Below are 26,494 nucleotides of genomic sequence, written 5' to 3' on the forward strand. Positions count from 1 at the left end.
GGCCCGCGGTCGGTCACGGAGTGTTCTTCAGCCGAGGGGTGTGCCTGCGTCCTGCAAGCGGAAGGCTCAGGATGCTCCTGCGCGCGCCATCCGCGATTCCGAGCGCCCCGAGCGCCACGATCGGATACGCGACGAGCGCCACGACGACCGGCGGCCACGAGTCGAACAGCGACCCCGCGACCGCGAGGAGCGCCCAGAGCACGAGCGGGTGCGCGAGGAAGACGCCGAACGATCGATCGGACAGGTAGTCGAGGGTGCGATGCGGTGCATCCGCTCGCCTGTCGATCCACCACGCTCCGATCGCCATCAGGGCGACGCCCGCGACGACCGACCACAGGATGACCGCTGGTTGGTATGCCGTCGCGGCACGATACGGCGAGTACCCGACGACGAACACCTGGAAGAAGTACACCCCGAGCGTGAGGATCGCGGCGACGACCGTGGTGATCGCGATGCCGCGCCTGTGCGCGCGAACGAATGCCATCACGGCAGGCACGTGGTCGGCAGCGATCGCACCCCCGATCACGAACGCCTGGTAGTTGATCACGTTGGTGACGATGTTGAGCCAGTGCAGGGACCCCGGAGCGTAGGCGTCGAGCGAGCTCGTCGTCAGCTGGCCGGCGAACGCGATGGCGAGCACCAGCCAGTGCCAGCGTCTGCTCCAGACCACGAGCCGGAACAGCAGAGGCGCCAGCAGGTAGATCTGCATCGTGACGAGCAGGAAGTACATGTGGTAGAACGCCGTGCCGGTCAGCACCGCCCACAGGTAGTGCACCACGAAGGCGCCGAGATCGAACGGATGCCCGACCTGGTCGACGATGCAGTAGATCAGCGACCACACCAGATAGGGGACGCCGACGAGGAGGAACCGCTTCGGCCAGAACGTGCGCATCGGCTGCGGACGGCGCAGATAGCTGAGGGTCAGCACGAACCCCGTGAGGGCGAAGAAGACCTCTCTGGTGAAGTGCAGCAGCATCAGCGAGGCGATGAGCGGTACATCCCCCCGCGCCGTGTGGCTGACGACGTGCACCGCGATCACGCACGCGAAGGTGAGCACGCGCACGACCTCGAGCTCGTAGAGTTTGCGGCTCCTCTTCTTGGTCGTGCCGCCTACCTGAGGGTGAGACGCCGTCACGAAAGCGAAGCCGGCCCGCCTGCCGATTCCGTCGTCACCACATCGCGGCGCGCGCGCCGCCTGCTCCGCAGGTACGAGACGCCGAACGGCGCCAGGGAGAGCACGAGGATGACGACCGAGATGACGTCGAGGTTGGAACCCACGAAGGGAATCTTACCCAGCAGCAATCCGGCAACGCTGATGACGGTCGCCCATGCGACGCCTCCGACGATGTTCCAGAGCAGGAAGACGCGGTAGCGCATGGTGGATGCCCCTGCCAGCGGCGGCACGAACGTGCGCACCAGCGGCACGAAGCGGGCGAGCACGATCGCGAAGGGTCCGTACTTCTCGAAGAACGCGTCGGTGCGCACCAGGTACTTCGTCTTCAGAATGCGTGCGTCATCCTTGAACAGGCCCCGACCGAACCGCCTGCCGATCAGATAGCCGATCTGGTCTCCCAGGATCGCCGCCCCCGCCGCGACGACGATGAGCAGCGGAACGGGCACCCCTGCCGCACCGGCCATGATCGCAGCAGCGAAGAGCAGCGTGTCGCCTGGCAGGAACGGGAAGAGCAGCCCCGTCTCGATGATCACGAAGACGGCGACGATGACGAGCAGCCATGGCCCCGCCGACTCGAGCCACCCCGCATACGCGACGCTGGTCGACGACGTGTGGACGACGGCGCCTGCGGCCGACGGGGTGATGCTGAGCAGCGTCGAGAGCAGGTGCACGGTCGTTCTCCTTGCGAGGGCTGAGCGATGAAGGGTCGACCTTCAGCCTCACGGCCCGGCTCCAAGAAACGACTGACCTACGAATCCACGGCGAAAGCGCGCTGCCTGCGCGGCGCGCCGACGTACATCGCCGCGACGAGGCAGACCATGAGGACCACGAGGGCGAGGGATGTCCATCCCTCGCCGACTCCGAGCCCGCCCTCCGCCACGGGCTTGCCCAACCAGTCGGCGATGGAGGCGCCAAGCGGGCGCGTCACCACGTAGGCGAACCAGAACGCGAACACCGCGTTCCAGCGCAGGAACCGGTACCCGAGGGCCGGAATGAGGATGACCACCGCGAACACCACGATCGACGCGAGGTAGCCGAGCCCGAGCCCCACGGCGGCGAGGTCGCCCAGTGCGGTGCCCATCGCGAACGTGGCGACGACGGCCGCCCAGTAGAACAGCTCCCGACGCAGGTTGCGGATCTCGTGCACCGACAGGGTGTGCTCGAAACGCAACCAGAGCAGGAACACCGCCGCAAGCACGACGGCGTAGAACAGCGTCGACACCGCGTACGGCACGCCGAGAGCGACGTGCATCACGTCGGCGGCCATGGTGCCGAAGACACCGACCATGCCGACCGCCGTCCAGTACGCCCACGGGGTGTATCGGCGACGCGTGAGTTGAACGATCAGCGCGATGATGAAGAGCCCGAAGCCGCACAGCACGGCGAGCACGGGCGGCATCACGTGGATGGAGAAGTCGGAGACCGCCTCGCCCATGGCCGTCGAGACGCCCTTCGTGATCCAGAACAGCGGCGTGGGATCGGGAACACGCTGTGCTTTCGCGCGCGGACGGAGGGCGGTGCCGGTCATGGGGCGTCGAGTCTTTCGGGAGTGGGTCAACGGGTGAACAGCGAGATGACGCTGGTGTGATCGACGAACTGTTCGGTGGAGTGATACCCCAGCCGCTCGAGCGACGGGATGCCCCAGGTGTCAGTGTGGCCCGCGAGCGAGTACTCGACGACCCAGACACGGTCGACGCCGGCGAATCGGCCGAGCGACGCCGCCTCGTCAACCGTGTAGGTCGTGTCGTACCAGGTCGGGTTCGACGCGTACGGAGAGCGAAGGTCCACATCGCGCACCGCCGAGAACGCCGCGGGGTCGGTGTTCATGGCGAGCCTGGTTCGCCGCGAAGGACGCTCCCCCTCGTCGAACACGATCCCGTCGCCCTTCTGAGCGTGAGCTTGGATCGTCGCGGCGATCTCGTTCCAGTCGGACTGGTTCATGGCATACGCCTCGCGCTGCCCGACCCACACCGGAACCGCCGTGGCCAGGATGAGCGCGGCGGGCACGGCCGCCATCCACACTCGCCGGGAGATGCGGTCGACTGCGACGGCCATCAGCACGGCCGCCGCAGGCGCCGCGAACGTTCCGTAACGCGCGGTGAAGCCCGCCAGCACCGGGCTCGTGATGACGAGCAGTCCCATCGGGATCAGCAGCCAGCACAGCGCGAGCACGACCAGGTCGCGTCGCGGGTCGGGCTCGATCGGCGTGACCTCGCCCTGGGCGCGCTCACGGCGTTGGCGCACCGCCTTCACCACCAGGTCGCCCACCGCGATCGCGATGAGCACCCACGCGACGATCGCGAACGGCACCGCGGCGAACCACATTTGCACCAGCACCGAGAACGGCGTGACCTCGGTCTGGTGCACCAGATAGGAGATCTGGGAACGTTCCAGAAACGCGAAGACGATGAGAGGGATGCTGCAGACGAGCGCCGCTCCCGTGCTGAGCGCCCACGGCCTCAGCTGCCTGCGCACAGACGGCGTGACGGCGAAGAACGCACCGACGGCGAGGGCCATCAGGCCGTCGTAGAGGAACGAGTAGACCCCGAGCGTGAGAAGGGCGCCGTAGGCGACCCACAGTCGGGTCGTCCGCTCCGCAGGCGATCGCCGCGCCCTCAGCACGATCTCGACGACCACGGCGCAGATCACCGCGGCGATCGCGGCATCGAATGCGTAGGCGCGCGCCTCCTCGGCGGCGTAGGTGAGACGCGGGAGGATCGCAGCGATCCCGCCGGCGAACAGGGCGAGTCTGAGGGAGCCGAGACGCCCGCACATCCAGGTGACGGCGGCAGCGGCGACGCCGATCGCGAACGCGCTCGGCAATCGAAGTGCGAACGGGCTCGAACCGAAAACCTCGACCCAGAAGTGCAATGCCACGTAGTAGAGGCCGTGAACGGCATCCACGTGACCGAGCATCATGACGAGGCTGCCGAGCGGTCGGGTCGCCGACATCATGCTCGCCGCCTCGTCGCCCCACAGCGACGGGATCCACGACCCGATCAGGCCGATCACCGTCGCGACGGCTCCGACGACGAGCGTGACCAGCCCAAGACGGCGCGGTCCGGCACCCCGCACGGCGGACGATTGCGCTGCCGGCAGAGTGAGTTCGAGCATGCCCGGAGTCAATGCGAAACTCTCCCAGAACAGGCTAAGCGTTCCCAGCAGCGGCCAAGCAAGAATGGCCCGCCGAGCACGATCACCAGGCCGTCATGCGGAAGTCGTCTGAATCGTTCCTCAGTCAGTCCTCGCTCCAGTCCCGCTCGTCGAGTGGCCACTCCTCGTTGCGGAGCCGCACTTCATCGCCGAGCAGGGCCAGGCCGAGAAAGGCGATCGTCGCAAGTGCAACGGTGGCCACCACCGCTGTTCCCACGATCCATTTCACCTTCACGGCACCTCCACGATCCGCTTCTTCGTCCAGCGTTCACGAGCCGTTCCCAGATACGTCCCAGAGGCCGGTTCAGGCGCGCGGGAGGTGGAGCGTGAAGGTGGTGCCTGCGCTCGACGTGTCGGTCACCTCGATGCGTCCGCCGTAGCGGTCTGCGAGATCGCGCACCAGAGACAGCCCGATGCCGTATCCGGTGCGCACGGGTCCGGTGACCGCGTCGTCGCCGTGCGCGAACCGCTCGAACAGTCGACCGGGGTCGACGCCGCTGATGCCGGAGCCGTGGTCTTCGACCGCGAGGGTGAACCATTGCCTGTCCCTGGTCGACGCGACCCTCACCCCGACGGTTCCGCCATCGGGAGAGTGGCCGATCGCGTTGTCGACGAGCACGACGACGCAACGGCGCAGCGAGGTGCGCGGCATCGTCGTGGCGATATCACCGTCGACCGTTGCGTCGAGAACGACGCCCCTCGGCTCCGCCAGGATGCGCAGGTCGGTCAGTGTGTCGTCCACCACCTCTGCGACATGAACCGGCCCTTCCTGTTCCCGCTCCGCCGGCGGGGCCGCGGCGAGGAGAAGGTCGGTGATCACGTCTCCCAGCAGGCGGACGTCGTGCTGCAGCTCCCTGAGGTTGTCGCCGGGGTCATCCCCCGCGTCGATCTCCTGCTTGAGCACCTCGACGCGCGCGGCGACGACGGCGACCGGCGTGCGAAGCTCGTGGCTGGCATCCGCGACGAACGTGCGCTGGATGCGCAGCGCCTCCCCGAGCGGCTCGACCGCGCCGCGGGCGATCACCCAGCTGAGGAAGCCGGCGAGCACGATCGCGATCGCGCCGACGCCGATCATGGCGATCAGCAGGTCGTCCGCGTCGACGTAGATCTTCGTCTGGCCCGGCTGCGGCTTCTCCAGCAACTCGCTGGGCCGCGACTGATCGAGGATGAACGCGGCCGTCGCCGCCACGACCAGCACGACGATCGCTGCGGCGGCGATGGTGATGCGTGCCGTGACCACGCGCGACGCGTGGGCGATGGCTGCGGCATCCCCACCGATCGGCCGCGGGCGACGAGCCATCAGAGCTGCCCCAGACGGTAGCCTCTGCGACGCACCGTGAGGATGACGTCCTTGTCGGTCTTGCGCCGCAGATAGTGCACGTAGGTGTCGACGGTGCCCGGCTGGTCGTCCGAGCTGAACACTGCGCGCAAGATCTGCTCTCTGGTGAACGTACGATCCGGATGGTCGGCGAACAGCCTGAGCAGTGCGTTCTCACGAGGCGTGAGCAGGATGCGCCCGATGTGCGGCGAGTAGATGCAGGCATCGTCAGGGTAGAAGGTCCAGTCCCCCACCGGCATCCCCACGCCCTGCGGATCGAAGCGCCTGGTCAGCGCGCGCAGTCGCGCAGTGAGCTCGTCGTACTCGAACGGCTTGACCAGGTAGTCATTGGCTCCGGCGTCGAGTCCGTCGACCTTGTCGGCCGTCGTGCCGAGCGCCGTGAGCAGCAGAATCGGGGTGACCACCCTCGCGTCGCGCAGCTTGCGCACGATGCTCAGCCCGTCGAGGGTCGGCAGTCGGCGATCGAGGACGATCACGTCGTGGTCGCCCGTCTCCGCTCTCTCGAACCCCGCCTGCCCGTCGGCGATCAACTCGACCTCGAAGGAGGCCTGCAGCACCTTGGCCATCAGCGGGCCCAGTCGAGGGTCGTCCTCGATGAGCAGCAGGTAGGGGCGCGCCCGGGTCTCGTCAGCCACTGTCATGGTGCGCCTCCCGCGTGTCGTCGTCGCGGGCCGTGGATCGCGGGCAGCACGACGTTCAGGATCAGGGGTATCACGATGCAGGCGGCCGAGACCGTCAACAGGACCGATGCAGCGACATCCGTCGGGTAGTGCACCCCGAGATAGAGGCGTGACCAGGCGACGATCGCGACGACGACGGCACCGCCCGTCACATATGCCCACCGATGCCGGCAGTCGCGCAGGGTCAGCAGCAATCCGATCACCACGGCGCACGCAAGGGCCGTGTGCCCGCTGGGAAAGCTGAACCCGTGAGGTGTCGCGACGACCGCGGCGCTCAACTGAGGCCTCGGCCGCTGGATGATGTGCTTCATCGCCGCCGTCGCACTCCAGCACAGAAGCACGACCGCGCAGAACACGACGGCTCTCGTCAGCGACCTCGTCACGAGCCAGATCACGACAGCGATCACGAGGCTCAGGCAGAGCGCAACCGCGACACCGAACAGCCAGGCGACGAACTGCGCAGCCGACAGGCCTAGCGCGGTGCGGTTCGACGCGATGGCCTCGGGGGCCCTGGTCTCCACCGCCGTCCACGAGGCCGAGTGGGTCACGAGAAGACCGATCACGATCGTGAGCGCGATGCCCGCCATCCCGATCACGGCGAGGAGCCACGGATGTCGCACCGGACGCAACGCGACGGGAGTGGCCGTCCCGTTCATGTCCTCTCGTGTGCCGGCGTTGCGACCAGAGCCGCGAACTCGCTCGTGACCTCCGCCTGGTAGGCGGGGATGTCGAGGCCGCTCTCCGCGACCTCCCCGTTCAGGTACGCGATCATGCCGTCCCTGAGGGCGACGTCGCTCTGCCCGACCACGTGGATCGAGTCGCCCGGCAGGGAGTCGTGCACCGACGAGAACGCGGTCGAGACGATCGGGAGACGGCACACCGCCGCCTCGAGGAGCACCATCGGCTGGCCCTCGTACACGCTCGAGAGCACGAAGCAGTCAGCAGCGGCCATGATCGCGAAGGGGTTCTGGTAGGCGCCGGTGAGCGTGACGATGCCGCCGAGTCGCAGCGACTGGATCTGCTCTTCGAGCTCGGCGCGGAGCGGGCCCGTTCCGACGATCAGCAGCCGGGTGTCGGGATGCTCGGCGTGCACGGCGGCGAAGGCACGGATGAGCCGCGCGTGGTTCTTCTCGGGCGAGAGCCTGCCGACGGTGACGAACCACCTGCCCTTGTGCTCCTGGAGCTCCGGGACCCACGGGGGGACGATCGCCTCGAACGTCTCCTCGTCGATCGGATGACCGTCGAGAGTCTCGAGCGGCTCCTGCACCCCATCGAGCACACGCTGCACGTTCGGCAGGTTGCGCACGGTCACGAAGCGATCCGCAGGCGCGAACTCGGCGAGTTCCCTGCTGTTGAGCTCGGTGAGCCTCGGCGAGACGGAGACCAGTCGGTCGAACGACGAGTACAGCTCGAAGACACGGCCAAGGCTGCGCAGCATGCGCTTCTTGCCGTTCACCTCGCGGTGACGGTCGGCGGCCATCTCGTTGTGCAGCCAGATCGCACGGGGCGCATCGGGCGAGTGCAGCAGCAGGGTCGCCCAGAACGGCCCGTAGCCGCTGAAGTCGGCGACCCAGTCGAAGCGAGCGTCGCCGAAGACGCGCGCCCACTCGTCGTCCCACAGCGCCTTGTACCTGGCGGGGTCGGCGTGCAGCGTGGTGTCGCCGCGCCGCTCGTCGAGCTTGCGGCGCAGCTGCACGAGCTTGCTTCCGTTCATGCCGCCGAGTCGGAAGACCTGCCTCACTTCCGGCGGGACCAGCGACTGGTTGGCACGATGCCATTCGCGTCGCGAATACGTCATCAAAGCCGTGACGTCGTATCGCTCGTGGTCGATGGCGCGCAGCAGGTTCAGCGCGGCTGTGGTGATGCCGTTCGACCTCATGCCGCCGACGAAGAACAACAGCCGCTCGCGCCCGTCGCGACGGGCGGGGCGTACCTCGCGGCCCTCGGTCAGACCCTTGAAGACGATGTCGATCACGCGCTGCGTCACGGAGCCGTCCTCGCGCGGCGCGAACCGCTGCCGCCACTCCTCGTACGACGGCCACTGCTCGGCGCCGCCGAGCAGGTCCGACATCGCGCGGCCGGCAGCGGCCGGGTCGTCGACGACCGGGCCGGGCAGCTCCTCCGGCGGGAAGTACGTGCCGCGGGTCTCCGAGTATCCGGCGGCATTGGCAGTGGAGAAGACGATCGGCTTTCCCGTCGCCAGGTAGTCGAAGAAGATCGACGAGTAGTCGGTAATCAGGCCGTCGCAGAGGCCGAGGATCACGTTCGTCGGCACCGAGTTGGGCACCAGGATGCGACGCAGTTCCGGCCGCGACGCCGCGAACCCGTGCACGATCTGGTGCGTCTTCAGCAGCACGATGTGGTCGGACCCGAGCTCGTTCTGCAGCTGCTTCACGGTGGTGACGAGGTCGTCGATGTCATCCTCCGGCGTGGAGAAGCTTTCTCCGTGCCAGGTCGGCGCGTACAGCACGATGCCGCGACCCTCTGTCGTGACGCCTGCGCGCTCGAGCGCGGCCATCGCGCTCGCCGTCTCGATCGGGGTGAGCCGCTGCCGGTCGATGCGCGGGTAGCCCTCCGTGATGATGCGGCCCTGGTACACGTTCGTCAGACGGTAGGCCCTCTCGTACATCTGCTCCGCCATGAAGTCGTTGGCGGCGAGCAGATAGTCGGCGCAGAGGAAGTTGCGCAGCGTGTTCGCGGAGTCCAGCGCGCCGTCCGGCATGTCGAACCCCATCAGCTTGAGCGGCGTGCCGTGCCAGGTGTTCAGGTAGACCTGGCCCGCGCGCTTGCTGAACTCCGCAGGGAAGGTCGCGTTGTTGATCAGGTACTGGCTCGTCGCGAGCGCCCGGTAGTAGCCGGCGCTGCGGTAGCGAACGAACCGCACCCTGTCATCGCCTGCGAACTCGGCGAGCAGGTCGCGCTCCGACTCGGGGTCGGCGAGCACCCAGGTGTGTTCGAACTCGGCGAACTCGGGGTCGGCGAGCAGTCCGCGAAAGATCGCCTCAGGGTTGCACAGCGCGCCGTTGCCCGAGAACGACTCGTAGAGCACGCTGCCCTGCCGCACCGGCCGCTTGCGCCAATACGCGTGGTGGTCGAACTGCGCGGCTCGACGCGCGCGCGTGAGCTGACGGCGGATGCGGACGACGGGTGACTTCACGAAGACTCCTGGTTGCTGGACCTCCAGAATATTCGCGACTTGCTCCAAGATCGCTCTCAGAGGCCACCCGGCAGCCGCCGACTTCTGGCGCAGCTATGTGTCTTCCCGAAGCTTCCTGAGGAGGCTCGATTCTTGTGCTGGTCTCAAAAGACGGCCTGGACGATCGCATCATGGCCACCTATCAGCAGGATGTCGCAGGGCCGCCGCCGCACACCACCGTCTCGCTCCCCGGCGTGGCCGAGACGCGCCTGCGGCCGGACACCGACTGGTGGCGTCTTTCAGCCGTGACCGTCATCTGGCTCACCAGCCTGTTCGTCGTCGCGCTCTGGATCTCGGGCGGCGTGGTGCACGATCTGACCAGCGGCGCGGGCGGCGCCTTCGACACGCTCGGCAGGATCAGCGGCCTTGTCGCCGCCAACCTGCTGCTGTACCAGGTGTTGTTGATGGCGCGCATTCCGCTGTTCGAGCGCGGATTCGGGCGCGAGGGCATCACCAGGATGCACCGCCTCGTCGGCTTCTGGTCGTTCTGGCTGATGCTGGCGCACATCGTGTTGATCACGTTCGGCTACGCGATCGAGAGCAATGTCAACGTGCTCGTGCAGGCGTGGCAGTTCGTCTGGGACTACCCCGGCATGTTGCTCGCGACGGCCGGCACCGGGCTGCTCATCATGGTGGTCATCCTGTCGATGCGGCGCGCGCGTCGCCGGCTTCGGTACGAGTCGTGGCACCTGCTGCACCTCTACGCCTACCTGGGCGTCGGCCTGTCGATACCGCACATGCTCTGGACAGGTGCGGACTTTCTCTCGTCGCCGCTCGCGACCGTGTACTGGTGGTCGCTGTGGGCGGCGGCGGCTCTCGCGATCGTGGTCTACCGAGTGCTCGTGCCCGCTGTGCGTTCGATGCGGCACCGCGTGCGCGTCGTGTCCGTCGAGCCGGACGGCGACCGCGGTGTTCTCGTGCGTATGCAGGGACACGCCCTTTCGCGGCTTCGTGCAGAAGCGGGGCAGTTCTTCGTGTGGCGGTTCCTCGACGGACCGGGATGGATGCGCGGGCATCCGTTCTCCCTCGCGGCGGCCCCCTCAGGGGACCAGCTGACCATCTCGGCACGCATCCTCGGGGACGGCACTCAACGCCTCACCTCGCTGAAGCGCGGCACCCGCGTCGTCTTCGAGGGACCGTTCGGACGGATGACCGGCCGAGCGCGCACCGGGCGCAAGCTGCTCATGATCGGGGCAGGCGCAGGGGTCGCACCGCTGGTGTCGATTCTCGAGGCGGAGCCCTATGCGCCGGGGGACGCGATCCTGCTCGCACGGGACAGCGAGCGCAGCGCTGGGCTTCGCGGCTCGGCGATCACCGAGCTGGTGCAGCGGCGGGGCATCCGATTCGCGCGACTCGACGGGCCACGATCTCACGGCGCGTCGCCGTGGCTTCCGCAGACGCATGCGGCATGGGGCGGCGACGACCTGCTGCACTACCTCGCGCCCGACCTTGAGGACTACGACGTCTTCGTGTGCGGACCTGAGGCCTGGATGAAGAGCGTGACGAGCGACCTGCGGGAGGCCGGGCTGCCGTCATCCCGCATCCACACTGAGCGGTTCACGGTCTGAGCGCCGGCGGCAGAACGGACAGATGGAGAGAACGATGAAGAAGATCGTCTACGGACTCTTGGCGACGTTGACCGGGGTCGTGCTGCTGTTCAGCTACCGCACGTCGCTGCAGAGCGTCGCGCCGACGGCGTCGACGGGAGAGACGAGCGGAACGGGAACGGCGTCGTCGAACGGCTCGTCGTCGACCGGCTCGTCGAGCGGCACCCAGTCGAGCGGATCGAGCTCCGGCACGTCGGGTTCGGGCGGATCGGGCTCGACCGCGTCCTCGTCGCCATCGGCCTCCCCGTCGTCCGGCACGTCCGGCAGCTCGCTCAAGGACGGCATCTTCACCGGGCAGGCCGTCGACACCAGGTACGGCCCCGTGCAGGTGCAGATCACCGTGTCGAGCGGCAAGATCACGAATGTCGCCGTGCCCGAGTACCCCACGGAGAGCTTTCGCGACCAGGAGATCAACCAGCAGGCGATCCCGCAGCTCGTCTCCGAGTCGCTGAACGCTCAGAGCGCGCACATCGACATGGTCTCCGGTGCCACCTACACCAGCGACGGCTACCTGCAGTCTCTGCAGAGCGCCATCGACGAGGCGCACGCGTGAGCGGCCCCGGCATGAGCACCCAGCACGATGCCGCCCGATCGGTGCGCACCGCGACGCTGATGGGCACCGTCGCGAGCGTCCACCTCATCGGTTCGGTCGACGACGACCTCGTCGACGCGGCGGCCGACGACTGCTTCGACGAGCTGGCCGATGTCGAGAGGGTCTTCTCGCCGTTCCTGCAGGAGTCGGACATCTCGCGGATGCGGCGCGGGGAGCTCGAGCTCGAGGATGCCGACACCCGGGTGTCAGTGGTGCATCGGGCGTGCGAGACGGCTTTGGATGCCACCGACGGACTCTTCGACGCGTGGCACGCCGGCTGGTTCGACCCGACCGGCTACGTGAAGGGGTGGGCGACCGACCTCGCGGCGCACCGAACCCTGGCTCCCCTGCTCGGAGTGCCGGGCGTCGAGGCGGTCGGGATCGGCGTCGGCGGCGACATGCAGTTGTTCACCTCCCCGGGTTCCGACTGGGTGTGGCGCGTCGGCATCGCCGACCCGGCGCACCCCGGAGGTGTGGTCGCCACCCTCGCGGTGCGTGACGGCGCGGTCGCCACGTCGGGCACGGCGGAGCGTGGCTCGCACATCGTCGACCCCCGCGCCCACGATCCCGCCTCTCGGTCGAAGGCGAGGTCGACACCGACCGCCAGCGCCACCGTCGTCGCCGACCGCCTCGAGGCCGCCGACCTCTGGGCGACCGCCGCCGTCATCGCCGGATTCGACGACCTCGGATGGATCGCGCAGCCCGGGCCGCTTTCGCAACTGCGGTCGGGGATGCTGGTCGCCTCCGACGGCCGGGTGCGCAGATGGGCGCGCGGTGTCGAGCTCACGCCCTCGAATCGTTCGTGGCTCTCCGAGCTGCCGGAAGTGTGAGCAGAAACACCGTCCCCTCTGACGAGGTGCTCTCCACGGTGACATCGCCGCCGTACCTGGTGGCGACCTCTTTGACCAGCGCAAGCCCGATGCCGAATCCGCGCCGGCGGCCGGTCTCGCCCGAGCGTGCGAACCGGTCGAAGACGCGCTCGGGGTCGATCCCGACGATTCCGCCGCCTCGATCGGCGACCCGCAGGGTGGTCGCCCGGCCCTCACGGCCGACCGTCAGGCTCACCGCGCTGCCGGTCGGTGCGTGCTGAATGGCGTTGTCGAGCAGCACGATCGCGACCCTCGCCACCGTGACCTTCGGCACGTCGACCAGCACGGACGGCTCGGCACGCAGCTCGAGGATGACCCCGGCATCCGACGCGAGCGGTGTCATGGCCTCGATGGCGTCGTGCGCGGCATCCGCCACCACGGTCGGGACGTCGGGCACCACGTTCGTGCCCTCCGCCGTCAGAAGCAGGTCGGTGAGCAGTGCCGTCATCGCGTCGGCGTCGCGGCGCAGGTCGAGGAGCGTGTCGTCGATGGGCTGACCGCGCTGGTGACGGCGCTGCAGCAACTGGATGCGTGCGCTGAGCGCGGTCAGCGGGGTGCGGAGCTCGTGACTCGCGTCGGCGACGAAATTGCGCTGCAGCTGAAGGGCCTCCGCAAGCGGTTCGGCGGCCCGTCGTGCGGCGAACCAGGCGACGAGCGTCAGGAGCGCCACCCCGACGATCCCGAGCCCGATCACCCAGGGCAGCACGTGATCGACGTCGACGACGAAGCTGTCGCCCCGCATCGGCGCGCCGTTCGCCGGCGGTGGCGGGCGGTGGTCGCCCTCGTGGTGTCCTGTCACCAGGATCACGACGAGCAGGATGACCACACCTGCCGTGATGATCACGGCGGAGGCGATCCCGACGAAGCCTCCGACCGCCAACGCTGCCCGTCGTGCTCGCTGCTCGTCGCTCGTGCTCATGAGGTGCCGGCCCGGTAGCCGCGCGCCCGTACCGTCTCGATGACCTCCTTCGCCGACTTGCGCCGGATGAAGTGCACGTAGGTGTCGACGGAGCCGGGTGTCTCCCCGCCGGGGAAGACCGCTGCGAGAATCTCCTCACGGGTGAAGACGTGTTCGGGGCTGTCGGTGAGCAGCTCCATCAGGGCGTTCTCCGTCGCGGTGAGCGTGACCCGTGATCCGGCGGGTGAATAGAGCGCCTGCGAGTCGGGCACGTACAGCCACTCGCCCAAGTACCTGCGGTTGCCCTCTGCGCGGAATCCGCGCCGAAGCGCCCGCAACCTTGCGAGCAGCTCTTCGAAGTCGAACGGCTTGACCAGGTAGTCGTTCGCGCCGGCATCCAGCCCCTCGACCCTGTCCTGCGTCGTGTCGAGCGCGGTGAGCATCAGGATCGGGGTCGTGATGCGTGCCGTCCGAGCAGCACGCACGAGCTCGACGCCGTCGAAGCCCGGGAGCCTTCGATCGACGACCATGGCGTCGTAGCGGCGCGTCAGCGCAAACCGCACTGCCGTATCGCCGTCGGAGACGTGATCGACCTCGTAGGTCTCGCCGAGCACTTCGACCACCATGTCGGCGATCTCGCGATCATCCTCGACGTAGAGCAGCCGCGGTTGTTCCATGGCCTGCGTCCCTCACTCGCTCCCCTGCGCTTGCACGCCCTGGGGCACCTGCCGCGCGAGGTCGGTGAACTGCTCGATCGTGAGCTCCTCACCGCGTGCCGTCGGCGGCAGCCCAACGGATTCGAGAGCGGCGGATGCCCGCGCCGAGTCGCCGAACACCGAGGCCAGCGACTGTCTCAGCATCTTGCGGCGCTGGCCGAACGCGGCGTCCACGACGGCGAACAGACGCTTGCGCAGCTCCTCGTCGCCCGCAACTTCGTGACGTTCGAACGCCACGAGGATCGAGTCCACGTTCGGTACCGGCCAGAACACCTGACGAGAGACCTGCCCGGCCGTGCGCCACGACCCGTACCAGGCAGCCTTCACGCTCGGCGCGCCGTACACCTTCGAGCCGGGCGCGGCGGCGAGTCTCTGCCCGACTTCGGCCTGCACCATGACGACGCCTGCGCTAAGCGTGGGAACGGTCTGCAGCAGGTGCAGCAGCACGGGCACCGAGACGTTGTACGGCAGGTTCGCAACAAGGCGCGAGGGGGCGACCGGCAGCTCGGTCACTTTCAGGGCGTCCTGATGCACGACGGTCAGGCTCGAGGCTGCTTCGGGAGCCAGCTCCGTCACCGTGATCGGAAGCTGGGCCGCCAGCCTGCCGTCGATCTCGACGGCGATGACGGATGCCCCCGCCTCCAGCAGCCCGAGCGTCAGCGACCCGAGCCCGGGCCCGACCTCGAGCACGACGTCGCCGGCATCCACATCGCCGACGCGCACGATGCGTCGCACCGTGTTGGCGTCGATCACGAAGTTCTGGCCGAGCTTCTTCGTCGGTGTGACGTCGAGGAGCTCGGCGAGATCCCGAACGTGCGCTGGGCCGAGAAGCTGCATGGCGCTACGCGATCGTGCCGATGGGCGTCGTCGGCGGCGCTGCGACGGGTTCGGAGTCCCACTTGCCGTACACCAGCTCGGTGTTCGATGCGAGCTGAGCCGCGAGCAGGGAGACATCCGTTCCGATCGCCTCCGCCATGCCTCGCACGGTGTGAGGGATGAGATAGGGCGCGTTCGGCCTGCCGCGATACGGCGTCGGCGTGAGGTAGGGAGCGTCGGTCTCCACGAGCAGCAGTGACCGGGGTGCCATCTCGAGGGCATCCCTGAGGTTCTGGGCGTTCTTGAACGTCACCGTGCCGGCGAAGGACATGTACCAGCCGTTGTCGGCGCAGGTCTGTGCGAGCTCGACGCCGCCGGAGAAGCAGTGGAACACCACCGTCTCAGGGGCGCCCACGCGCTTCAGCGTGGCGATGACGTCGTCGTGGGCGTCACGGTCGTGGATCTGCAGGGCGATGCCGTGGCGCTTCGCCATCTCGATGTGCGCTTCGAACGAGCGGAACTGGGCTGCGCGGCCGTTCTCGTCTGTGCGGAAGAAGTCGAGTCCGGTCTCCCCGATCGCACGCACCCGCGGCCGGGACGCCAGTCCGTCGATCACGGCGAGCGCATCGTCGAGCGTGCCGTCGGCGCCCAGCTGCGGCGCGTCGTTGGGGTGGATGGCCACCGCTGCGAGCATGCGCGGCTCGATCGCCGCCGTCTCGGCCGCCCAGATGGATGACTCGACATCGGTCCCCACCTGCACGACACCTCGCACGCCGACGGCCGACGCACGGTCGAGCTGCTCGCGGTAGTCGAGCGCGTGCCCGTCCTCGATGCGGCCGGGGCGGGCCGACGGGTCGATGTGCGTGTGGTTGTCGTACACCGGCACCACGAGGGGTGTCGGCAGCGGAGGATAGCTTGGATCGTTGGGCATGGGTCAGGCCACGACGGCGGCTTCGATGCGCGGGAACAGCGCCTCGAGGGACGACACGCGGATGCCTGCGGGCAGCTGGCCCCACCGCCCCGCGTCGCGGAGCGGCTGAGCGGTGACGTCTCCGAGGGCATCCTGCGCACCGAGCGCTTCCCACAGCTTGCCCGTCGCCTTCGGGATGACCGGCGAGAGCAGCACGGCGAGCGCGCGCAGCCCTTCGGCCGCCGTGGCGAGCACGGTCTGCAGGCGCTCCCGGTCGGCCTCGTCCTTGGCGAGGGTCCACGGCTCCTGCTCGGTGATGTAGCCGTTCAGCTCGTCGACGATGGTCCAGATCGCCGCGACCGCCTCGTGGATCGCGAAGCGCTCGATGGCTGCGTCGGCGTTCGTTGCGGCATCCGCGACGGTCTTCCGCACCCTCAGGTCGGCTTCGGTCGGCTCGCTCTGCTCGTCGGAGGTGGCCGGGATCTCACCGTCGAAGTAGCGCTGCAGCATCGCGATCACGCGTGATGCGAGGTTGCCGAAGCCGTTGGCGAGCTCCGCCTGGTAGCGGGCGGAGAGGTCTTCCCAACTGAACGAGCCGTCCTGTCCGAAGCTGATGGCGCGCATGAAGTAGTAACGGAAGGCGTCCGACCCGAACGTGTCGGTGATCTGCGACGGCGCGATGCCGGTGAGCTTGGACTTGCTCATCTTCTCGCCGCCCACCAGAAGCCAACCGTGCCCGAAGACGCGGTGAGGCACCTCGAGCCCTGCGGCCATCAGCATGGCCGGCCAGATCACGGCGTGGAACCGCGCGATGTCCTTGCCGACCAGGTGGTAGGCGGGCCAGCGGCGGGCGAACAGCTCGGGGTCGTCGCCGTAGCCGACCGCCGTCGTGTAGTTGAGCAGGGCGTCGAACCACACGTAGACGACGTGCGACGGGTCCCACGGAACCTTGATGCCCCAGTCGAAGCTGGAGCGCGAGATCGACAGGTCGCTGAGCCCCTGCCGCACGAACTGGATGATCTCGTTGCGCACGCTCTCCGGCTGCACGAAGTCGGGCTGCGACTCGTACAGGTCGAGCAGCCGCTGGCCAAAGTCGCTCATACGGAAGAAGTAGTTCTTCTCCTTGAGGATCTCGATGGGCCGCGAGTGGATCTTGCAGACCAGCTGGCCCTGGTACTCACCGCTGAGCGCCTCGTCGAGCTCGTCGCGCTGCTTGTACTCCTCGCAGCCGACGCAGTAGTAGCCCTCGTATTCGCCGGCGTAGATGTGACCGTCGTCGTGCAGTTTCTGCAGGAACTTGGTGACGGCTTCTTCGTGCCGCTCGTCCGTGGTGCGGATGAAGTCGTCGTTGGCGATGTCGACGGTCTCCAGAAGCGGCTTCCACGCGGATGCCACGAGTCGGTCAGCCCACTCGCGGGGCTCGAGCCCGTTGGCGGTCGCCGTGCGGAGGATCTTCTGTCCGTGCTCGTCCGTACCCGTCAGCAGCCAGGTGTCGTCGCCGGACTGGCGGTGCCAGCGGGTGAGAACGTCGGCCGCGACCTCGGTGTAGGCATGCCCGATGTGAGGGACGTCATTCACATAGAAAATGGGCGTCGTGAGGTAGAACGAGGAGCCGTCGGACATGCGTTCCATCCTAGGCGGCGGTGCGTACCCGCCCCGTCGTGTTACGCCTCCCCGTCATCCGCCGTCGCTGCCGCCGCACTGCCGCCCACCGAACGAGCGAGATGCTGTTTCGTTTACAAATAACGCTGTTCGGATGTCCGGCAACAGCGTTTTCTGCACTCGAAACGGAATCTGGCTCGCGACCCGTACGGCAGTCGGGCCGCTACCCCAGCCCGGAGGCCGCGAGGAGGTGCTCCCGCAGGGCGTCGCGCACCGCTGCCATGCCGTGATAGGTCTCCTCGAAGCTCGTGGACAGCGGCGAGAGGCCGATGCGCAGCCCGCCAGGGTCGCGGTAGTCCGGGATGACGCCCCTTTCCCACAGCGTCGCGGTGACCTCGCGCATCGCAGGGTGCGACACCGTGATGTGGCCTCCACGATGGGCAGGTTCGCGCGGGGACGCCAGCACCGCTCCCAGCGGAGCCAGCCATTCGTCGGCGAGCGCGATCGCGAACTCGGTGAGCGCCACCGACTTCGCCCGAACGGCGTCGATGCCGCGCTCCTCGATCATGTCGAGCGTGTCCTGCATCGCGAGCATGCCGACGATCGGCGGAGTGCCGCTGACGAAGCGACGCATCCCGTCAGCCGGTCGGTACTCGGGGCCCATCGCGAAGACATCCGACGTGCCCATCCAGCCTCGGATCGGTTGCTCCAGCACCTCCTGCACGTCGCTCCGCACGTATGCGAACGCGGGTGAGCCCGGGCCGCCGTTCAGGTACTTGTAGGTGCATCCCACCGCGAGGTCGACGCCCCATGCGTCGAGTTCGACGGGGACGGAGCCGGCAGAGTGGCAGAGGTCCCAGAGCACGAGCGCCCCCGCGTCGTGCGCGATCGCCGTGATCGCCCTGGCGTCCGCGAGGAAGCCGGAGCGATACGCGACGTGACTGAGCACCACGAGCGAGGTCTGCGGCCCGACGACGGCGGCCACCTGCTCGGGCGTGACCCCGGATGACCGGTCCGCCTCGATCCACCGCAGGGTCATCCCCCGCTCAGCCGCGATGCCGTCGAGCACGTACCGGTCGGTCGGGAAGTTGTCCGTGTCGAGCACGATCTCGGTGCGCCGGCCGGAGCCGCGCGGGGCATCCACCGCCGCCCTCGCCAACTTGTAGAGCAGCACAGTCGTCGAGTCGCCGATGACGAGCTGACCGGATGCCGCACCGAGCGCCACCCGCCCGATTCGGTCGCCGATCGTGAACGGCAGCGACATCCACTCCTCGTCCCAGCCGCGGATCAGCCTGCTCCCCCACGCCTGCGTGACGAACCGCTGCAGCCGCTCAAGGCTCGCGACGGTCGGGCGGCCGAGCGAGTTGCCGTCGAAGTAGGCGACGACCTCGTCGTCCGGCTCGATGAACCTGGCACGGAAGTGCGCCAGCCCGTCGCTGCGGTCGGCCCGCCGGGCGTACGCGAGGTGGGCATCGGGCGAGCTCACGATGGCGCTCCTTCCAGGGTCTCCTCCAGGTAGTCGACGGTCGTTCCGCGAGCGGCGGCCAGCCACTCGGCCGTCTCGGCAGGGTCGGCATCCAGCCCTGGCGGCACACCGGGCACCCACGCGAGCCGCGGGCCGACGGCATCGGGATGCTCGTTCCCGGCGATGCTCGCCACGAGCTCGTCTCTGTCGAGCCCGACGCCCGCCAGCGCGACCAGTTCGCGCCGGTTGACGCCGACCGGAAGCGCGCCGTTGCCGAGGTCCGTGCCGTAGAGCACGCGGCCGCCCGACGCCGCGATGCGGCGCAGGTTCTCGTTCGCGATCTCGGCGGCATGGCCGGTGCCGTGGATGTCGAGGGTCGAGATCACCCCTGTGCGCGCCCGCGAGATGCGTGCGACGAGGTCGGCATCGAGCCGCTCGGTGAAGGGCGTGTGGGCGAGCACGTTGACACCGGCATCGAGCGCGCGCTCGGTCATCCCTTCGCCCTGCACGTGCGCGGCGACCGGAACGCCGTTGGCACGAGCGCTGGACACGATCGCCTCGAGCAGCTCGTCGCAGGGCACCGCACCGGCGTCGCTGTTCAGCGTGACCTTGATGACGGATGCCCCGAGTCCCACTTGCGCGCGAACGGCCGCCTCCGCCTCTGACGGCCTCGCGAGTTCGACGACCGCGTCGTCTGGCGCCCAGTCGCGACCCTTCGGGTAGCCGCCGACGCAGGTGAGGAACGCGCCTGCGATGTGCACCTCGGGGAGGGTGGAGCCGGGGAACGCGGCGTCCCTGCGCATCCGCGAGGCTTCCGCCGGGATCCAGCCGAGGTCGACCACGCTCGTGATGCCCCCGCCGAGAAGCCCGCTCGGGTCGATCAGGCCGAGGTGCACGTGGTGGTCCGTGAGTCGCGAGAAGAGCGTGCCATGCAGCTCGAGGTCGGGGCGGGCGTTCCGTTCAGGACCGAATGGATCGACTTGGCGCAGCAGCCCTTCCCGCACGATGAACGTCGTCGGCCCGCGGAAGGAGCCGACCCAGTAGTCGTCGAACGCGATGACCTGGCCCTCATCGATCACGCGCGGCCCCCGCGGATCACGCCTGGTCTCCGGTTCACTGCGGTGTGCCGATCTCGGTGCGCACCGCGAACAGCTCGGGGAAGAACGTGATGTCGAGCGCCTTCTGCAGGAAGGGGACGCCACTAGACCCGCCAGTGCCCGTCTTCATGCCGATGGTTCGCTGCACGGTGCGCAGGTGGCGGAACCGCCAGAGCTGGAAGTTCTCCTCCAGGTCGACCAGCTCCTCGCAGGCCTCGTACTGCGACCAGTGTTCGTCGGCGTTGCGGTAGATCTCCACGATGGCCGGCATCAGTGCAGGGTCGAACCGGTAGGGCTTCGTCACGTCGCGCTCGAGCACCGAGGCGGGAATGGCGAAGCCGGCCCGATGGAGGCCGTGCAGGAACTCGTCGTACAGGGTGGGCCGAGCGAGCAGGTCGGCGAGGACGGCGGTGGCATGCGGGTCGCTGTCGAACACCCGGAGCATCCGCTCGTCCTTGTTTCCCAGCGCAAACTCCACGGCTCGGTATTGCCAGGACTGGAAGCCGGAGGAGTTGCCCAGGAATCCGCGGAACTGCGAGTACTCGGTCGGCGTCAGCGTCGCCAGCACCGACCACTGGTCGGTGAGCGTGCGCTGGATGTGCTTCACGCGCGCGATGCGCTTGAGAGCCGGCTGCAACTGGTCGTCGCGCAGCAGCCGGCAGGCGTCGGTGAGCTCGTGCAGCACGAGCTTGAACCAGAGTTCCGTCGTCTGGTGCTGGATGATGAACAGCAGCTCGTCGTGGTGCTCGGGCTCGCTGACCGGATGCTGCGCCGACAGCAGGCGATCCAGGCCCAGATACGACGAGTAGCTCATGCGCTCCGCGAAGTCGGTGACGATGCCTGCCTCATACCGGTCGTCGTGCTGATCGCTCATCCACGCCTCCTCGCGTCCGCGTTCCACACTATTGCGGCGTGCGGTCAGACAGGGTCTCGATACGGGTGCGGCGATGTGCGCACCCCCGCTGATCGAGTGGCGCCCGCGCAGCGGACGCACCTCCGCTGATCGAGTAGCGCCCGCGGAAGGGGGCTAGTGGGTTGCGTCGACCGCGAGCAGCAGGGCGTGCTCGGGGTGCAGGCCGGGCAGCGGGATGCCCACCTCGGCAAGCGCCCGACCCGACATCGTCAGCTCGCCCTGCCCGCCGGCGACGAGCCACGCCGGAAGCGAGGGGTGCGCGTTCGCGTGCGGGTCGAGCGGCAAGGCGAGCGAGACGCGATACCGCCGCTCGGCGTCGAGCCCAGGGAGCCGGAGCCTCGACGGCCGCTCGTTCGGCGACGTCGCCAGCATCGCGTAGGCGAACACGGCGCGGGAGAGGTCGTGGGCGACCGTGCCGTAGGCGACATCCGTCTCGTCGGGACGATCGACCCGCACCGCGCGTCCGCCGTGGATGAGCGAACGGTTCTCCTTGTAGAACTCGATCGCCGCCCGCAGCTGGTCGCGCTCGGCATCCGTCGTCTTTCGCACGTCCCACTCGATGCCGAAGTGTCCGAACATCGCGGTGATCACACGGAACGAGAGGTCGTGGGTACGACGCGTCGTGTGCGAGGTGCCAGGGCCGACGTGCCCGCCGATGAGCTCCGGCGGCAGCACGAGGCCGGTCCAGCGCTGGATGGTCTGCCGCTCGAGCGCGTCGTTCGTGTCGGACGCCCACACGCGGTCGGTGCGCTGCAGGATGCCAAGGTCGACACGCCCGCCACCCGAGGAGCAGCTCTCGATCTCGACCCCGGGATGCGCGGCGCGCAGAGCGTCGAAGAGCCGGTACGCGGCGAGGGTCTGCTCGTGAGTCGACGCTCGCCCGTCGTGGCCGAGCTCGAGCTGGTCGCGGTTCTGATCCCATTTCAGGTAGTCGATGGCGTTCTCGGTGAGCAGTGCGTCGATGCGCGAGAAGACGTAGTTCCAGGCGTCAGGGTTGACCAGGTCGAGCACCTGCTGATTGCGCCACGGCAGCGAGGTACGTCCGTGAGCACCGGCGGGCCGAGAGATCCAGTCGGGATGCTCGCGCGCCAGCCTGGAGTCCTCGTTGATCATCTCCGGCTCGACCCAGAGTCCGAACTGCATGCCGAGACCCTTGACGTGGTCGATGAGCGGCGTGAGCCCGTGCGGCCAGACCTCAGGGTCGACGAACCAGTCACCGAGACCCTTCGTGTCGTTGCGGCGGCCGAGGAACCAGCCGTCATCCAGCACGAACCGCTCGACGCCCAGCTCGGCAGCGGCGTCCGCGAGACCGGTCAACGCGCCGAGGTCGTGATTGAAGTAGACCGCCTCCCAGGTGTTGAGCACCACGGGACGCGGAGTCGACGGATGCCCGTCCCTCGCCCGCACCCACTCGTGGAAGCGTGCGCTCACGCCGTCGAGCCCCACGGCCGAGTACGCCGCGTACACGGTCGGTGCGACATAGCTCTCCCCCGCCGCGAGGACGACCTCGCCCGGCTGCAGCAGCTCTCCGACGGCGAGCACGGTCTGCCCGTCGCCCGTGCGCTCGACCCTCGAGGTGTGGTCGCCGCTCCAGCCGAGGTGCAGCGCCCACACCTCGCCCGAGCGCCAGCCGAAGGCCGGAGTTCCGGCCGCGATCACGAGGGTGGAGTCGTGCCCGGTGCGGCCGTGCCTGCCGGTGCGGCTCCACGTTCCCTGGTCGATGCGACGGCGTTGCGGATGCTTCTCCCTCGCCCAGCGCCCTGTCAGGTCGAGCGACTCGGTCGCGTGGGCGGGAACGGGCAGCATCACGTCGAGCGCCCCGACGGTGTAGGGGTCGTCGCCGACGTTCGTGATCGTCTGGTCGACGAGCAGCAGGGCGGAGTCATCCAAGCTCAGCGTGATGTCGACGCGCAGTCCGGCGGCGTCGTCGCTCAGCACGAGGGCGGCGCGTGATGCCGCGGTGGGTTCGGAAGCGGAGGCCGCAGCGGATGCCTCAGCAGTGGACGTCTGCACCCCCGAGAGCAACGGTGAGAAGCCGCGGCCGCTTCGGTCGCCCGCGACGCCTGGGGTTCCGCGCCAGCCGCGTGAGGATTGCGGGATCAACGAGACAGGTTTCGGGTCGCCGAACGACGACGGCGGCTCCGACCCGTCGAACAGCGCAGGATCCGGAGCGTCCTCGCCGAGGTCTGCTCCCCAGTGCACGACGCGCACGTCGTCGTCTCGCAGGTCGAGCAGAAGGCTCACGCCTGCCTGCCGCAGGTACAGCCGATCGTTCACCAGACATCCCCATTCCATCTGCGCTTCGTCAATCGCATAGATTCGCACTCGGAACCGTACCCGACCGAAGGAAGACGCATGCAGGCATCCGCCCAGGGATCGACGCCAGGATCGGCACGAGGATCGGCGTCGGCCGTGTGGCGGCATCCCGAGATCACCTCGATCGGGCGGGAACCCATGCACGCCGTGTCGCGTGCAGGCGCCGCGAGCGGGAACGGCGCGCCGAGCGACGTCCTCGACCTGGATGGCACCTGGTCGTTCCAGCTCCTGCCGAGCCCCGACGCCGCGCCCGGAGACGAATGGCACGACATCCACGTGCCCGGCGCCTGGACGATGCAGGATGCCGGAACGTCGGGTGACACCCGCGACCTGCCGCAGTACCTGAACATCACGATGCCGTTCCCGTTCTCGCCCCCTCGGGTGCCGGATGCGAACCCGACGGGCGTGTACCGACGCACCATCGAAGTGCCCGCGTCGTGGGCCGGTCGCCGCGTCGTGCTCAGCGTCGGCGCGGCGGAGAGCGTGCTGCTGGCCACGGTGAACGGCGTGCAGACGGGCGTCAGCAAGGGCAGCAGGCTCGCCGCGGAGTTCGACGTGACGTCGCTCATCCACGAGGGCACGAACGATGTCGAGCTGACCGTCGTGAAGTGGTCGGATGCGAGCTACATCGAGGACCAGGACCAGTGGTGGCACGGCGGCATCACCCGCAGCGTCGTGCTCTACGCGACCTCGCCGACGTTCCTGCGCGACGTGCAGGTGGTTGCGGACTACGACGCCGAATCGGGCCACGCGCGACTCGACGTCGACGCCGTGGTGGGCGCCCCGGAAGACGTCACCCCTCCCGGGCTCACCGTGCGGGTGCGACTTGGCGGCGGGCAGGATGGCGAGGGACGGTCATCCGTCTCAACGAGGGCGGCCGTCGACCTCGAAGACGACACCGTGCGGCAGCAGCTGTCGCAGATCCCGCTCGACGAGAACGTGTTCTCGCTGCACAGCAAGAACGCTGCCGGGATGCGCCTGCCCGAGCCGCTCGGCACTCTCGCTCGTGCCGCGACGTGGGCGAACCTCCCAGAGCCGCACGGCCGTGCGCACATCTCGTTCCCCGTGCAGGGCGTCGCCCCGTGGAGCGCTGAGGCGCCGACGTTGTACGACGTCGAGGTCGAGCTGGTGGATGCCAAGGGCACGGTGCTCGACACCGCCCGGGTTCGCGTCGGCTTCCGTCGTGTGGAGATCGTCGGCCGCGACCTGCTCGTCAACGGGCGGCGCATCCTGCTGCAGGGGGTGAACCGGCACGAGTTCGACCCTCGCACCGGCCGCACGCTCACGCGCGAGCAGATCGCAGGCGAGCTGGCGGACCTCAAGCGATGGGGCTTCAACGCGATCCGCACGTCGCACTACCCGAACGACCCTGCGTTCTACGACCTCGCCGACGAGTACGGCTTTTACGTGGTCGACGAGGCCGACCTCGAGACGCACGACTGGGCGTGGTCGCTCTGCGACGACCCGCGCTACCTGAACCAGTTCGTCGACCGCGTCTCACGTATGGTTCTGCGCGACAAGAACCACCCGAGCGTGATCGTCTGGTCGCTGGGCAACGAGGCGGGCTCCGGCGCGAATCAGGATGCCGCCGCCGGCTGGGTGCGCGGCTACGACTCCACCCGCCCGCTGCACTACGAGGGCGCGATCTCGCGCGACTGGTTCGGCGGACACGCGCAGACCGACATCGTCTGCCCGATGTACCCGGGCATCGACGCGATCGTCTCGTACGCCGAGGATGACCGTGCGGACCGCCCGCTCATCATGTGCGAGTACAACCACGCGATGGGCAACTCCAACGGCTCGTTCGACGACTACTGGACGGCCATCCGCTCCACTCCCGGGCTGCAGGGAGGCTTCATCTGGGAGCTGAAGGACCACGGGCTCGACCCCGAGGGCGACGGCCGCTACCGCTACGGTGGCGACTTCGCCGGCCTCGACGCCGCCCAGAACGACGGCAACTTCTGCATCGACGGGCTGCTGTTCCCCGACGGGTCTCCGCACCCGGCGATCTGGGAGGTGCGGAGGGTCTTCTCCCCCGTCGAGATCGTGTCGGATGCCGACTCGGCGCGCCGAGGCGTGCTGCGTCTGCTCAACCGCCAGACCTTCGCATCGCTGGAGGGTCTGGCTCTCGAGGCATCGGTGGCACGCATCGACGGAGAGACGGAGGCCGTGCGGCTGGATGCCTCCGCCTCGGCCGGTGAGACCGCCGAGGTCGCCCTGCCGGAGTCGATCGTGCGGGCATTCTCGGAGCCGGGTGCGCTTGCCCTGCGGGTGACCGTTCGCACCGCGGCGGACCTGGGGTGGGCACCCGCCGGCACGGGACTCGCCGTGCTCGAGGTGCGCGCCGGCAGCATCCCAGCGGGTATCACCCCCGCTGGTCGAGTAGCGGGCGCCGAGGTCGACGACGAGGGTCTGCTGCGTCATCCGCTGCTCGCCTCGCCTCCGCGGCTGCAGTTCTGGCGCGCACTGACGGACAACGACAAGTCGATCCCGCTGCTGCAGCGCTTGGAGGCGACAGGTCTGCGTGAGGTGACCCGCACCGTGGGTTCCGTCGATCGGGATGGCGGCACGGTTCGCGTCCGGGCGACGTACACGAGCTCGACCGGCCACATCATCGAGCACGAACAGACCGTCGTGGACACCGGCTATGACCTCGAGTTCCACGAGCGCATCGTCGTGCCGGAGGCGCTGCCCGACATCCCGCGCGTAGGAGTCGAGTTCGCCATCGCGCCGGGCTTCGAGCAGGTGACCTGGCTGGGCGACGGACCGCACGAGACGTATCCGGACCGGCGATCATCCGGGCTGCTCGGGCGCTGGGAGTCGAGCGTCGACGACCTGCAGACGCCGTACGTGCGCCCGCAGGAGAACGCCGGACGCACCGGGGTCACAGCCGCGTCGCTCGGCGACGGATCGCGAACGGTGCTTCTGCGGTTCGCGCAGCCTGTGGTGTTCACGGCATCCCATCACTCGGTCGCCGACCTCGAGCAGACGGGCCACTCGTGGGAGCTGCCGCGACGCGACGAGACGATCGTGCGAGCCGACATCGCTCACCGCGGTCTCGGCAGCGCGTCCGTCGGTCCGGATGCCCTCGCGCCGTTCATCGTTCGGCCGGGTGTCTACGAGTGGAGCTGGTCGCTCACCGTCGGCTGAG

The 26,494-nt window shown here is 68.6% G+C and carries 22 protein-coding genes; 4 read left to right on the plus strand and 18 right to left on the minus strand.

Annotated features, from left to right (window positions below; genetic code table 11):
- Positions 1 to 13: 13 nt before the first annotated feature.
- The 9 genes from ACYVDN_RS07700 to ACYVDN_RS07740 all read right to left on the minus strand — a co-directional run bounded on the left by ACYVDN_RS07700 (position 14) and on the right by ACYVDN_RS07740 (position 9,503).
- Positions 14 to 1,135: an acyltransferase gene (locus ACYVDN_RS07700; RefSeq protein WP_460570049.1), complete on the minus strand. Its 1,122-nt coding sequence runs from the start codon at positions 1,133 to 1,135 to the stop codon at positions 14 to 16.
- The gene (locus tag ACYVDN_RS07705) at positions 1,132 to 1,845 is read right to left on the minus strand and encodes an SNARE-associated domain-containing protein (RefSeq protein ID WP_460570051.1); all 714 of its coding nucleotides are present in this window, start codon (positions 1,843 to 1,845) and stop codon (positions 1,132 to 1,134) included. The genes ACYVDN_RS07700 and ACYVDN_RS07705 overlap by 4 nt, the downstream gene beginning before the upstream one ends.
- A gap of 77 nt (positions 1,846 to 1,922) precedes the next feature.
- Entirely contained in the window at positions 1,923 to 2,702 is a 780-nt protein-coding gene (locus tag ACYVDN_RS07710) for a COG4705 family protein (protein ID WP_460570053.1), read from the minus strand.
- Between the two features lie 26 nt (positions 2,703 to 2,728).
- Positions 2,729 to 4,288, minus strand: a complete 1,560-nt coding sequence (locus ACYVDN_RS07715) for a glycosyltransferase family 39 protein (protein WP_460570055.1) — start codon at positions 4,286 to 4,288, stop codon at positions 2,729 to 2,731.
- A 124-nt stretch (positions 4,289 to 4,412) separates the two neighbouring features.
- Positions 4,413 to 4,562, minus strand: coding sequence for a hypothetical protein (locus tag ACYVDN_RS07720; RefSeq protein ID WP_460570057.1), 150 nt, complete (start codon positions 4,560 to 4,562; stop codon positions 4,413 to 4,415).
- 69 nt (positions 4,563 to 4,631) lie between these two features.
- Positions 4,632 to 5,627, minus strand: coding sequence for a sensor histidine kinase (locus ACYVDN_RS07725; protein ID WP_460570059.1), 996 nt, complete (start codon positions 5,625 to 5,627; stop codon positions 4,632 to 4,634).
- Positions 5,627 to 6,307: a response regulator transcription factor gene (locus tag ACYVDN_RS07730; protein ID WP_460570061.1), complete on the minus strand. Its 681-nt coding sequence runs from the start codon at positions 6,305 to 6,307 to the stop codon at positions 5,627 to 5,629. The genes ACYVDN_RS07725 and ACYVDN_RS07730 overlap by 1 nt, the downstream gene beginning before the upstream one ends.
- Complete coding sequence (locus tag ACYVDN_RS07735) at positions 6,304 to 7,002, minus strand: phosphatase PAP2 family protein (protein ID WP_460570063.1); 699 nt, start codon at positions 7,000 to 7,002, stop codon at positions 6,304 to 6,306. The genes ACYVDN_RS07730 and ACYVDN_RS07735 overlap by 4 nt, the downstream gene beginning before the upstream one ends.
- Positions 6,999 to 9,503: a CDP-glycerol glycerophosphotransferase family protein gene (locus ACYVDN_RS07740; protein ID WP_460570065.1), complete on the minus strand. Its 2,505-nt coding sequence runs from the start codon at positions 9,501 to 9,503 to the stop codon at positions 6,999 to 7,001. Before ACYVDN_RS07740 ends, ACYVDN_RS07735 begins: the two co-directional genes overlap by 4 nt.
- A gap of 170 nt (positions 9,504 to 9,673) precedes the next feature.
- On the opposite strand from ACYVDN_RS07740, the gene ACYVDN_RS07745 reads away from it, so the two are divergent.
- The 3 genes from ACYVDN_RS07745 to ACYVDN_RS07755 are packed head-to-tail and all read left to right on the plus strand — an operon-like array spanning position 9,674 to position 12,571.
- Positions 9,674 to 11,110, plus strand: a complete 1,437-nt coding sequence (locus ACYVDN_RS07745; RefSeq protein WP_460570067.1) for a ferredoxin reductase family protein — start codon at positions 9,674 to 9,676, stop codon at positions 11,108 to 11,110.
- A 34-nt stretch (positions 11,111 to 11,144) separates the two neighbouring features.
- Positions 11,145 to 11,702, plus strand: a complete 558-nt coding sequence (locus ACYVDN_RS07750; RefSeq protein ID WP_460570069.1) for an FMN-binding protein — start codon at positions 11,145 to 11,147, stop codon at positions 11,700 to 11,702.
- An 11-nt stretch (positions 11,703 to 11,713) separates the two neighbouring features.
- Complete coding sequence (locus ACYVDN_RS07755) at positions 11,714 to 12,571, plus strand: FAD:protein FMN transferase (RefSeq protein WP_460570071.1); 858 nt, start codon at positions 11,714 to 11,716, stop codon at positions 12,569 to 12,571.
- Here ACYVDN_RS07755 and ACYVDN_RS07760 read toward each other — a convergent pair.
- The 9 genes from ACYVDN_RS07760 to ACYVDN_RS07800 form a co-directional block, all read right to left on the minus strand.
- On the minus strand, positions 12,525 to 13,529 hold the full coding sequence (locus tag ACYVDN_RS07760) for a sensor histidine kinase (protein WP_460570073.1): 1,005 nt from the start codon (positions 13,527 to 13,529) through the stop codon (positions 12,525 to 12,527). The genes ACYVDN_RS07755 and ACYVDN_RS07760 overlap by 47 nt on opposite strands.
- Positions 13,526 to 14,185, minus strand: coding sequence for a response regulator transcription factor (locus ACYVDN_RS07765; protein ID WP_460570075.1), 660 nt, complete (start codon positions 14,183 to 14,185; stop codon positions 13,526 to 13,528). Before ACYVDN_RS07765 ends, ACYVDN_RS07760 begins: the two co-directional genes overlap by 4 nt.
- Positions 14,186 to 14,197: 12 nt before the next feature.
- Positions 14,198 to 15,061 carry a ribosomal RNA small subunit methyltransferase A gene (gene rsmA / locus ACYVDN_RS07770; protein WP_460570077.1) on the minus strand — a complete coding sequence of 288 codons (864 nt, stop codon included), beginning with the start codon at positions 15,059 to 15,061 and terminating at the stop codon, positions 14,198 to 14,200.
- A 4-nt stretch (positions 15,062 to 15,065) separates the two neighbouring features.
- Positions 15,066 to 15,971, minus strand: coding sequence for a TatD family hydrolase (locus ACYVDN_RS07775; protein WP_460570079.1), 906 nt, complete (start codon positions 15,969 to 15,971; stop codon positions 15,066 to 15,068).
- A 3-nt stretch (positions 15,972 to 15,974) separates the two neighbouring features.
- Positions 15,975 to 17,573, minus strand: a complete 1,599-nt coding sequence (metG, locus tag ACYVDN_RS07780; RefSeq protein ID WP_460570081.1) for a methionine--tRNA ligase — start codon at positions 17,571 to 17,573, stop codon at positions 15,975 to 15,977.
- 202 nt (positions 17,574 to 17,775) lie between these two features.
- The gene (locus ACYVDN_RS07785) at positions 17,776 to 19,038 is read right to left on the minus strand and encodes a kynureninase (protein WP_460570083.1); all 1,263 of its coding nucleotides are present in this window, start codon (positions 19,036 to 19,038) and stop codon (positions 17,776 to 17,778) included.
- Complete coding sequence (locus ACYVDN_RS07790; RefSeq protein ID WP_460570085.1) at positions 19,035 to 20,096, minus strand: amidohydrolase family protein; 1,062 nt, start codon at positions 20,094 to 20,096, stop codon at positions 19,035 to 19,037. The genes ACYVDN_RS07785 and ACYVDN_RS07790 overlap by 4 nt, the downstream gene beginning before the upstream one ends.
- A gap of 34 nt (positions 20,097 to 20,130) precedes the next feature.
- The gene (gene kynA, locus ACYVDN_RS07795) at positions 20,131 to 20,988 is read right to left on the minus strand and encodes a tryptophan 2,3-dioxygenase (protein WP_460570087.1); all 858 of its coding nucleotides are present in this window, start codon (positions 20,986 to 20,988) and stop codon (positions 20,131 to 20,133) included.
- Between the two features lie 153 nt (positions 20,989 to 21,141).
- Entirely contained in the window at positions 21,142 to 23,304 is a 2,163-nt protein-coding gene (locus tag ACYVDN_RS07800) for an alpha-galactosidase (RefSeq protein ID WP_460570089.1), read from the minus strand.
- Positions 23,305 to 23,382: 78 nt separating this feature from the next.
- Between ACYVDN_RS07800 and ACYVDN_RS07805 the strand changes: the two genes are divergently transcribed.
- On the plus strand, positions 23,383 to 26,493 hold the full coding sequence (locus ACYVDN_RS07805; protein ID WP_460570091.1) for a glycoside hydrolase family 2 TIM barrel-domain containing protein: 3,111 nt from the start codon (positions 23,383 to 23,385) through the stop codon (positions 26,491 to 26,493).
- The last annotated feature ends 1 nt before the right edge of the window (position 26,494 follow it).

It is taken from the genome of Humibacter soli (assembly GCF_054779035.1).